Raw genomic sequence first — 8,715 nt, forward strand, 5'->3', positions numbered from 1 at the left:
CGCTGAGCAGGTCCGTCAGCCGGCTCGGTGTTCACGAGCCGGCTGACGGACCTGCTCAGCGAGCGGATGCCTGCGCAGGCGGCCCAGCAGATGGGCGGCAGCGGGGACACCAACTCCCTGACGCCGGCCGTCGTGGACAAGCTGCCCCAGCAGATCCAGGACATCGTCGTGGGCGCCTACACCGACGCCCTCACCCCGATCTTCCTGTGGCTCGTCCCGCTGCTGGGCGTCGCCTTCGTGATCGTCTTCTTCATCAAGGAGGTCCCGCTGGCCACGACCGTGGGCGCCTCGGGGATGACCGAGGGCGAGGCCGCTGCGGCCACCGCCTCCGGGCCCGGGTTCTCCGCGACCGGCGCGCCGGCGAACGGTCTTCCGGCCGACGGCGCCGCACTCGCGGCCCGCACCGAGCGCGAGGACGATCTGCGGCTGGGCCTCGTGCTCTCCCTCGTCATCCAGCGCGCCCATCGGGCCGACGAGGACTCCGAGCTCACGCGGGCACTGGCCCACCTCGCCGGGGACCGACCCGGCAGCACCGCCGAGCGCGCCGACTTCGCCGTGCGCTCGCTGGTCACGCCGGCCGCCATCGCGCTGCTGCGCGGGGCCGGGGCCGACGTCGACGCCGCCGACGCCTCCCGCGGTCGGCACCGTGCACCGCACGCCGCCGACCTCGACGGCACCGGCGCGGCCGACCCGGAGCACCAGCACGAGAGCCACGACCCCCACCGGGCCGACGGCAGCGCGCCCCTCATGTCCCCTCACCTCGCCACCCAGTCCTGAGCGGCGCCCGACACACCTCGCCGCCCCGTCCGGGCGGCACCCGAAAGGACACATCTGATGACTCGTCGACTGATCGGAGCGATCGCCTCGCTCCTCGCCATGATGGCCGGGCTCTGGCTCGTGCTCTCCCCCTTCGCACTGGGCTTCCAGAAGAAGGACGCCGACTGGACCGACGCGACCCTCACCGACGTCTGGACCGGCCTCCCGCTGGCCCTCGTCGGCCTGATCGGCGTGTTCGTGTTCGCGGCCGCGCTCAGCAAGCACATGGTCCAGGCCGGGTTCGTCACCCCGCGCCCCGCGCCCCAGCAGGCGCAGTACGGCCAGCAGGACCCCGCCCAGCAGTACGGACAGCAGGCCTACGGGCAGCAGCAGTACGGCCAGCAGCCCTCCCCGCAGCAGGCGTACGGCCAGCAGGGATACGCGCAGCAGGGCGCCCCGGCGGCCCCCGCCTCGGAGCGCTCGCGTGAGATGGATGCGATGCTCGAGCCGCTGATCGCGGCCCTGGCCCGCGACATCGAGCGCGAGGAGCACACCGCCTCCGCCGCCGCGGAGACGCCCCATCACCGCGAGTACGGCCGCGCCGCCGTCGGCACCGACACCGGCGCCCAGGCCGCCGTCCCCGCCGAGCGCTGAGCGCTGAGCGCTGAGCGCTCCCGAGCATCCAGCGCCCACGTATCCAGCGCCCCGGCGCGTGCCTCCCGCGCACGCAGCCAGCGCACTCTCGCCTCAAGGAGAATCCTGATGACCCAGATCTCGCACACCGCCCCCGCCGGCACGGGCTCGCACGCCCAGCCCACCTCACCCCAGACCGCGCCCCAGACCGCCGACGCGGCCGGTTCCGCCGTCCCGACCGGCTCCACCGGTCCGGCCGGGTCGACCGGGTCGACCGCCTCGGTCGACCGCGCCGAGTCCGTCTCCGCCGTCAGGGCCGAGCCGATCAGCGTGCTCGACAAGGTCGGCATGGGCATCCTGGGGCTGCTCACCCTGAGCGGCCTGTGGATGATGCTCGCGCCGTTCCTCACCGACACCCAGAAGCGCGGCGCCGACTGGTCCGTCGGCACCACGAACGACTTCTTCGTGGGTCTCGTGCTCGCGGTGGTCGCACTCGCGGCCCTGGTCGCGGTCCTCGCCGGCGGACTCTCCGCCGTCGCCCGCCGCGCTCGCGCCCGCGCCGCCCGCACGGAGGCCTGAGCCCCGTCCGTCGGGCCCGATCCGGCGCCCGACAGACCTACAGTGCTGCGAAACGGTCGTTATGAGCCCTCATAACGACCGCTTCGCAGCACTGTTCGCATGCGCGGGCGCTCACGGACGCGCGTCGCGGGATCGCAGCGGCCCGTCCCGGCGCCGCTGCGCACCGACTCAGAACCCCACCGCGGACGCGGGCACGGACCGTGCAGAGGCGTCCGGCCACTGCATCCCGAACCCGGCCACCGCATCCATGAACGACACGACGGTCGCCGGATCGGGGAGACCGAAGTCCGTGAGATCGGTGGTCGTGTGGCCGCCCTTCACGAGGACGACGTCGTACCCCCGGATCACTGCCCCGTGCATCGTGCTGCGGATGCACTGCTCGCTGGCGGCCCCGACGAGCACGACCTCGGTCACGCCGAGATCGTCCAGGACCGTGCCCAGAGCCGTCTCCGCGAAGGCGTCCCCGTACGCCTTCTCGACACGCACCTCGCCCGGCTGCGGGTCCAGCTCGTCCACGATCTGCCAGGCGGGGCTCCCCCGGACCAGCTCGGAGTCGGCGTGCTGGATCCAGATGACGGGAGCAGCGGCCCCGCGAGCCCGCTCGACGAGATCGGCTGCGGTGCACAGCACCGCGTCGCGTCGATAGGCGCCGTCGACGACGCCCGCCTGCAGGTCGACCACGAGCAGGGCACGTCGGCCGTTCTCGGTCTCGGTCTCGGTCTCGGTCTCGGAGGTCATCGCCGCCCCTCCTGGCTGTCGGCGCCGGACCCCGCCGACGCCGCACGTCCCGCCGTCGCTCCGGGCTCCACGACGCGCCGGACCAGCCACGCCCACTTCCCGAGTCGGCGGACCTTGGTGAATCCGTGATCCTCGAAGAGCTCGACCGAGGCCGAGAAGAGGAATCTCCCGTGAGCCGTGCGTCCGGAGACCAGTTCCGGGATCGATTCCACCGTCCCTCCACCGGACTGGGCGATCATGTCGAGCGCTCCGCCGAGAGCTGCCCGAGCGATCCCGTCGCGCCGGTGACGCGTGTCCGTGTAGAAGCACGGGATGCGCCAATCGGGCAGGACGGGATCGTCCTTCTCGTAGGCCCTCCTGTGCTGGGCGAGGAGCGGCAGCTCATCGAGGCGACCGAACTTGGCCCATCCCTGGGCCAGCCCGTGCTCGTCGAACACGACGGCGGCGTGGGCCTTCCCCTGACGCACCAGCTCCTCCTTCGCCGCACGCTTGTCGATGCCCGGGACGGCGTGGAACGAGATCCCGTCCGGGGTGCGATGGTGCCCCATGCACCAGCAGCCGCCGAACACGCCGCCGTTGCGCTCGACGAGCTCGGCGAACGCGTCCCAGGTGTCGCCGTCGAGAGGTCGCACGGTCCACGCGCCCACCGCGTGCGTGCTCGCCGCGCTCATCGGCCCCTCACCCGCCGCCGTCATGTTCCGGCCCTCACCCGCCGTCATGTTCCGATCCATGGCCCTCGCCCCCTTCCCCGTCGCCGCAGCGCCTAGGGTGGCGCCGACTGATCGAATCCCTTCGATCAGTGAGGATAGAGGAGTGATCGAAAAATGTCGACCAGTCGGAGCCGACCTGACTACGACCTCGAGCCGAAGCAGATCGTCACCGATCCGGTCCAGGTCCGCGCCATCTTCCATCCGCTGCGCGGGACTCTGCTGGAGCTGCTCCTCGAGAGGGCCGCGAGCGTCCAGGAGCTCGCTGCCGCGGTGGGGCGCCCCAAGGCGAGCGTCGCGTACCACGTGAAGGTGCTCTCCGAAGCGGGGGTGCTGAAGGTCGTGCGGACCCGTATGGTGCGCGGCCGCGAGGAATCCCTGTGGGGCAGGACTGCGCGGCTGTTCGCGGTGGGCGACGTGCGGCTCGAGGATGCCGGGCCCTCGCCCACCCTCTTCGAGACCGCCGCCCGTGAGGCGGTCCCGGCTCTTCGTGACGACGACGTGCGCGGGCTCATCAGGTACGCATGGATCGACGAGAGCGTGGCGGAGAGCTTCTGGGACAGGGTCATGGACCTCGTGCGGGAGTATTCCGAGCTCGACGCCACCGTGCCCGGAACACGGGCGTTCGCCCTGATGACAGCGATGTACCCGACTGAGCACCCGCGGCTGCCTCGGCGTCGTGAGCCTGACGCGCCGGGACCCGACGAGCCCGCCTGAGAGAGCAGGGCGACATCCCGCCCCCCAGGTCCCGCGGTCTGCCGCGCCCTCCTCGCGTGTGCGACCGACAGACCTGCAGTGCTGCGCAACGGTCGTTATGAGCTCTCATAACGACCGTTGCGCAGCACTGTTCGCGTGCGCGGGCGCTCACGGACGCGCGTCGCGGGATCGCAGCGGCCCGTCCCGGCGCCGGCACGCCCTCACCTCGGCTCGCGCCTACCCGTCCCCCTCTTCGACCACCCGCACGGTCCCGGCGCCGCCGTCGATCCGCACGCGCTGCCCGGTGCGCAGGCGGCGGGTGGCGGTGCCGGTGCCGAGCACGGCGGGGATGCCGTACTCGCGGGCGACGATCGAGCTGTGGCTGAGCGGCCCGCCCACGTCGGTGATCACGCCGGCGGCCATGGCGAACAGCGGCGTCCATGCCGGGGTGGTGATCGCGGCGACCAGGATCTCGCCGGGTCGGAAGTCGCGGAACTCGCCGGGTCCGGAGAGCACGTGGACGGGCGCGGTGACCGTCCCGCCGCTGCCGCCGATGCCCGTGAGCACGACGCCTTCCTCCTCGGTGCCTCCTCCGCCCTCTCCGACCGACGGCATCCAGCGGTCGAAGCCGTGCCAGATCGAGCGCTCGGGCAGCAGCTGCGGGGGCGTCGCGAGCTTCTGGCCGCGCCAGATCACCCGGCGGTCCTCGATGATCCCCGCGCGCGTGGGCAGGGCCTCCGCCCCGTCGTCGAGCGCGCGGCCGAGGTCGAACAGCTCGTCCCGGCGCAGCCAGAACACATCGTCGACCTGCGCGATCACGCCCGCCGAGACGAGGCGTCGGCCGATCTCCCGCAGGGCGCGCCGCGCCGCGGGCCAGCCCAGGCCGATGCCGGCGAGCGCGTCCTCACGGGCGGGCGCGAGCTCCTGGGCACGGCGCAGCAGACGCTGGAACACCCGGCGCAGCGGCGATGGGAGGTGCGCGGAGATCGTCGCGGCGCCCTCCTCCCGGTCCCGCGCCGCCTTCTCGCGGCGCTCGCGCGGATCCGTCCCCTCCCCGCGCAGGTACATCCGCAGCACGTCCCACAGCAGCTCGGGGGTGTCGGCGGCGACCGGCTGGGCGATGTCCAGGGTGTAGGTGGCGTGGCCGTGCGCGGCCAGATGGGCGGCGAACCGCTCGCGCCACTGCGCCCACGCGTCCTCGTCGACGCCCTCCGGGCGCTCGTCGGGGACCGCGTCTGAGGCCTCGAGGGCGGAGGCGAGGCCCCCGTGCTCGCGCGCCCATGCGGCGAGGTCGTAGAGGGACTGCTCGGCGCGGATCGGCTCGCTCTCGAAGCCGAACAGGAGGGTCTCCGGTCGCGGGTCCCCGGGCCGGGCGACGCGCCGGCAGAACGCCGTGAGCACGGACTCCGCGATCACCACGGGCGGGATCACCGTCTGCACGGACGTGTAGTAGGCGAACCCCGCGGAGACCAGGCGCTCCGCGCCCTCGAGCAGCGCCACGGCCCCGGTCGAGCGGGCGTCCGCCCCGGACTCCTCCTCGACCACGCGCCGGTACCGCGGCAGCGCCGTGGTGCGCCAGTAGCGCGGCCCGCCCACGCCGCCGTGCAGCAGGCGGGGGACGAGCAGCCCCGACCGGGCCGTCATCCCGGCCATCGCGGCGTTGGTGTACCCGTAGTAGGCGTAGCCGTTGATGGTCGTGAACTCGACGCCCTTGTCGCGGAACACGCGGCTGCCGCTCGCATCGGTCACCGTCGCGATCATCTGCTCGATGACGTGTGCGGCGGTGAGGTCCGCGAACAGCGGCGTGAGCGGGTCGGGCATCTGCTCGACGATGCTCGCGCGGAAGTAGCCGGCATGGCGACGGGGCACGGGCCACGACGTCGGGGCAGGTCCGGCCGGCGCGGGGAGGCCGACGATGGGCCGCGCCTGCGTGATGACGAAGCCGGTGCCCGCGCGCGCCCACTCCACGTCCTGCGGGGCGCCGAAGTGGTCGGTGATCCGCGCGCCCCAGGCGGCCAGATCGAGCGCGGCGGCGTCGTCGAGCACGGGGGCGCGCCGCTCGTCAGGGCCGACGGAGACCGTCAGGGTCCCACCGCCGCTCCCGCCGGTCCCGCCGGTCCCGGTGGTCCCGCCGGCCCCGCGGGCTCCGTCGCGCCGGGCGGCCCGGTCGGCCGGCACCACCATCACCGTCTTGTCCGCCGTGGAACGGGAGGCGACGCGGCGGCGCAGGGTGTCGACCACCAGGTCGTCGGTGTCGACCTGCCCGGAGACGACGGCCTCCCCGAGGCCCCAGGCGGCGCTGATGAGCGTCTCGGAGCGTCGGCCGTTCTGCGGGTTCGCGGTGAACATGACGCCCGCCGAGTCGGCCGGGACCATCTCCTGGACGACCACGGCGAGCGCGACCTCGGCCGGGTCGATGCCGCGGCGCGCGCGATAGGCCAGCGCCCTGGCGGACCACAGGGAGGCCCAGCAGTCGCGGACGGCCCGTAGCAGCGCATCATCGCCGGTGACGTGCAGGTACGTCTCCTGCTGCCCGGCGAAGCTCGCGTCCTCGAGGTCCTCCGCGGTGGCCGAGGATCGCACGGCGACGGGTGCCTCGCCCAGCCTCTCGCGCGCCGAGAGGAGCGCGCCCCGCAGATCGTCGGGGATCTCGGCGCCCGCGAACAGCGCGCTGACCTCGGCGCTCGCCCGGTCGGCGGCCTCGGTGTCGTCGGGGTCGAGGTCGCGGACCGCGTCGAGCAGCCGCTCCCGGATGCCAGCGGTCTCCACGAACCGCCGGTAGGCACCGGTGGTGAGCACGAAGCCCGGTGGAACGGGGATGCCCGCCCGCGTGAGCTCGCCGAGGTTCGCGGCCTTGCCGCCCACCTCCGCGACGTCCTTGCGTGAGATGTCCTGGAACCCGCGGACCGTGCGGTCGACCATGGCGCCTTCTTCGACGGTGCGCCCGGGGTGGGGCGCGTGGCGCCAGCGAGCGTAACCCCGCGTCGACCGGGTGACCACCCGCCGCACCGTCGGCCGCCGCCCGCGGCGCGGAGATGCTCGCGCCGTCCGACGTCGTCGCGGCCCGACGTCGCCGCCCGACGTCGTCGTCCGACGTCGTCGTCCCCCTCTGCTAGCGTCGCGGCACGCCGTACCGTCGGCCATCGATCCGAGGAGGGCTGGCCCCGCCATGCAGAACGACGCCCCTCACAGCACCCCGCACATCGAGCACACTCGCACCCACCACGAGGACCACTCGCTGGACGTGCGCATCGGGCACCACGAGCTGATCCTCAGCCAGCGCTACGAGGCCGCGAGCATCGCGAACGACGTCCTGATCGGGATCTGGTTCATCGTGGGCTCCATCTTCTTCTTCTTCGCGTCGATGATGACGGCGGGCACCGTGCTGTTCCTCATCGGCTCGATCCAGATGACGATCCGCCCGGCGATCCGCCTGGCACGGCGCTTCCACCTGCAGCGCGTCAGCGGCAGACCGCTGCCGCACGCGATGGACTTCTGATGACCCGGCTGAAGGACTCCACGCGCCTCCGCCTGCTGCTCGCGCTCGTGGTGGGCGGCGTCCTGGGGATCCTGCTCTGGCTCGCGACCGACCGCGTCCACGCCACGATGATCGCGATCACCGTGGGCGAGACCGTCTTCCTGGTCACCTCATGGCTCTCGCTGTGGCCGATGGACGCCGAGCAGACGCGGCGCAGCGTGGGCCGGGAGGACCTGCGCCCCTCGGCCGACGAGGCCCTCACCGCGGGCGCCTCCGCGCTCGCGGTGATCACCGTCGTGGCCCTGCACCTGGGCGCTGCGGGCCCCAGCGGGGCATCCACGATGGGCGCGATCATCACGCTGGTGGGCGTGTTCGGCGCCTGGGCGTGCGTGCACCAGACCTACGCCGTCCACTACGCCCACCGTTACTACGCGACCGGCGGCGGCCTCGACTTCGGCGACGACGAGCCGCCGGCCTACTCGGACTTCCTCTACGTCGCGTACGCGGTGGGCATGACCTACGGCGTCACCGACACCGGCGCGGTGGACCGCGGCATGCGCAAGATCGTGCTGCGCCACGGCCTGGTCTCGTTCGTGTTCGGCCTGGTCATCCTCGGTGCGGCCGTGAACCTCGTGGCCGGGGTCTTCGGGCTCGGCTGAGAGGGCCCGCCGGGCCGGGCTCGATCCTCCGGCCGACGTCAGGGCCGACGCGCACGACGGCGCGACCATCGCCCCGGCCGGTTGTCGCCGGCCGCACGTCGCCGGTCATCGATCACCGGTCGCCAGTCACCGTTCGCCGGTCAGGCCCGCGCGAGGATCGCGACCAGGAAGTCGTCGGCGGCCGGCCGCAGGTCCCAGCTCGAGAAGCGATGCTGGAGGACGAGGCCCGCGGACTCGGCGTCGGCCGCGAAGTCCTCGAAGGCGTAGCCGCGGCCCGCGCCGAAGCCGACGACGAGGCGACCCTCGGGGGCGAGGTGCGCGGCGAGGCGCTGGAGGGCGGGCCGACGTTCGGCGGCCGAGAGGAAGGCGAGCACGTTCCCCGCGCTCACCTCGAGGTCGAAGACGAGACGCTCACCGGCGCCGGAGGGCGTCGTGCGCTCCCCGCCCTCCGGCGCCGGTGAGCGTCTCG

The 8,715-nt window shown here is 73.4% G+C and carries 9 protein-coding genes and 1 pseudogene; 6 read left to right on the plus strand and 4 right to left on the minus strand.

What is annotated here, in order from left to right:
* The first annotated feature begins 27 nt into the window (after positions 1-27).
* The 3 genes from MHY49_RS18220 (at position 28) to MHY49_RS18230 (ending at position 1,968) form a co-directional block, all read left to right on the plus strand.
* Positions 28-777 (plus strand): hypothetical protein, encoded by a 750-nt coding sequence (locus MHY49_RS18220; protein WP_239206527.1) that lies wholly within the window; start codon positions 28-30, stop codon positions 775-777.
* A 57-nt stretch (positions 778-834) separates the two neighbouring features.
* The gene (locus MHY49_RS18225) at positions 835-1,410 is read left to right on the plus strand and encodes a hypothetical protein (protein ID WP_239206529.1); all 576 of its coding nucleotides are present in this window, start codon (positions 835-837) and stop codon (positions 1,408-1,410) included.
* Between the two features lie 108 nt (positions 1,411-1,518).
* Complete coding sequence (locus MHY49_RS18230; protein WP_239206531.1) at positions 1,519-1,968, plus strand: hypothetical protein; 450 nt, start codon at positions 1,519-1,521, stop codon at positions 1,966-1,968.
* A gap of 168 nt (positions 1,969-2,136) precedes the next feature.
* Here MHY49_RS18230 and MHY49_RS18235 read toward each other — a convergent pair whose 3' ends face one another.
* Positions 2,137-2,706 carry an isochorismatase family protein gene (locus MHY49_RS18235; RefSeq protein ID WP_239206533.1) on the minus strand — a complete coding sequence of 190 codons (570 nt, stop codon included), beginning with the start codon at positions 2,704-2,706 and terminating at the stop codon, positions 2,137-2,139.
* Positions 2,703-3,437 carry a GNAT family N-acetyltransferase gene (locus MHY49_RS18240; protein WP_239206535.1) on the minus strand — a complete coding sequence of 245 codons (735 nt, stop codon included), beginning with the start codon at positions 3,435-3,437 and terminating at the stop codon, positions 2,703-2,705. The genes MHY49_RS18235 and MHY49_RS18240 overlap by 4 nt, the downstream gene beginning before the upstream one ends.
* A gap of 93 nt (positions 3,438-3,530) precedes the next feature.
* Between MHY49_RS18240 and MHY49_RS18245 the strand changes: the two genes are divergently transcribed.
* Positions 3,531-4,130, plus strand: coding sequence for a helix-turn-helix domain-containing protein (locus MHY49_RS18245; RefSeq protein ID WP_239206537.1), 600 nt, complete (start codon positions 3,531-3,533; stop codon positions 4,128-4,130).
* Between the two features lie 216 nt (positions 4,131-4,346).
* Here the strand turns inward: MHY49_RS18245 and MHY49_RS18250 are convergent, their stop codons facing one another.
* On the minus strand, positions 4,347-7,031 hold the full coding sequence (locus tag MHY49_RS18250) for a PEP/pyruvate-binding domain-containing protein (RefSeq protein WP_239206539.1): 2,685 nt from the start codon (positions 7,029-7,031) through the stop codon (positions 4,347-4,349).
* 247 nt (positions 7,032-7,278) lie between these two features.
* Between MHY49_RS18250 and MHY49_RS18255 the strand changes: the two genes are divergently transcribed.
* Both MHY49_RS18255 and MHY49_RS18260 read left to right on the plus strand, forming a co-directional pair.
* Positions 7,279-7,608: a YrhK family protein gene (locus tag MHY49_RS18255; RefSeq protein ID WP_239206541.1), complete on the plus strand. Its 330-nt coding sequence runs from the start codon at positions 7,279-7,281 to the stop codon at positions 7,606-7,608.
* A complete protein-coding gene (locus tag MHY49_RS18260; protein ID WP_239206543.1) occupies positions 7,608-8,246 on the plus strand; it encodes a DUF1345 domain-containing protein in 639 nt (212 codons plus the stop codon). Before MHY49_RS18255 ends, MHY49_RS18260 begins: the two co-directional genes overlap by 1 nt.
* A gap of 140 nt (positions 8,247-8,386) precedes the next feature.
* Here the strand turns inward: MHY49_RS18260 and MHY49_RS18265 are convergent.
* Positions 8,387-8,715: pseudogene (locus tag MHY49_RS18265) on the minus strand (SAM-dependent methyltransferase); the annotation flags it as partial.

This window comes from Brachybacterium sp. ACRRE, assembly GCF_022346485.1.
Taxonomy (GTDB): domain Bacteria; phylum Actinomycetota; class Actinomycetes; order Actinomycetales; family Dermabacteraceae; genus Brachybacterium; species Brachybacterium halotolerans.

What these genes read in the sequence shown, in the direction of transcription:
- MHY49_RS18225 (WP_239206529.1), top strand. Translation starts at nt 835, where the DNA reads ATGACTCGTCGACTGATCGGAGCGATCGCCTCGCTCCTCGCCATGATG.
- MHY49_RS18230 (WP_239206531.1), top strand. Translation starts at nt 1,519, where the DNA reads ATGACCCAGATCTCGCACACCGCCCCCGCCGGCACGGGCTCGCACGCC.
- MHY49_RS18235 (WP_239206533.1), bottom strand. Translation starts at nt 2,706, where the DNA reads ATGACCTCCGAGACCGAGACCGAGACCGAGACCGAGAACGGCCGACGT.
- MHY49_RS18240 (WP_239206535.1), bottom strand. Translation starts at nt 3,437, where the DNA reads ATGGATCGGAACATGACGGCGGGTGAGGGCCGGAACATGACGGCGGCG.
- MHY49_RS18245 (WP_239206537.1), top strand. Translation starts at nt 3,531, where the DNA reads ATGTCGACCAGTCGGAGCCGACCTGACTACGACCTCGAGCCGAAGCAG.
- MHY49_RS18250 (WP_239206539.1), bottom strand. Translation starts at nt 7,031, where the DNA reads ATGGTCGACCGCACGGTCCGCGGGTTCCAGGACATCTCACGCAAGGAC.
- MHY49_RS18255 (WP_239206541.1), top strand. Translation starts at nt 7,279, where the DNA reads ATGCAGAACGACGCCCCTCACAGCACCCCGCACATCGAGCACACTCGC.
- MHY49_RS18260 (WP_239206543.1), top strand. Translation starts at nt 7,608, where the DNA reads ATGACCCGGCTGAAGGACTCCACGCGCCTCCGCCTGCTGCTCGCGCTC.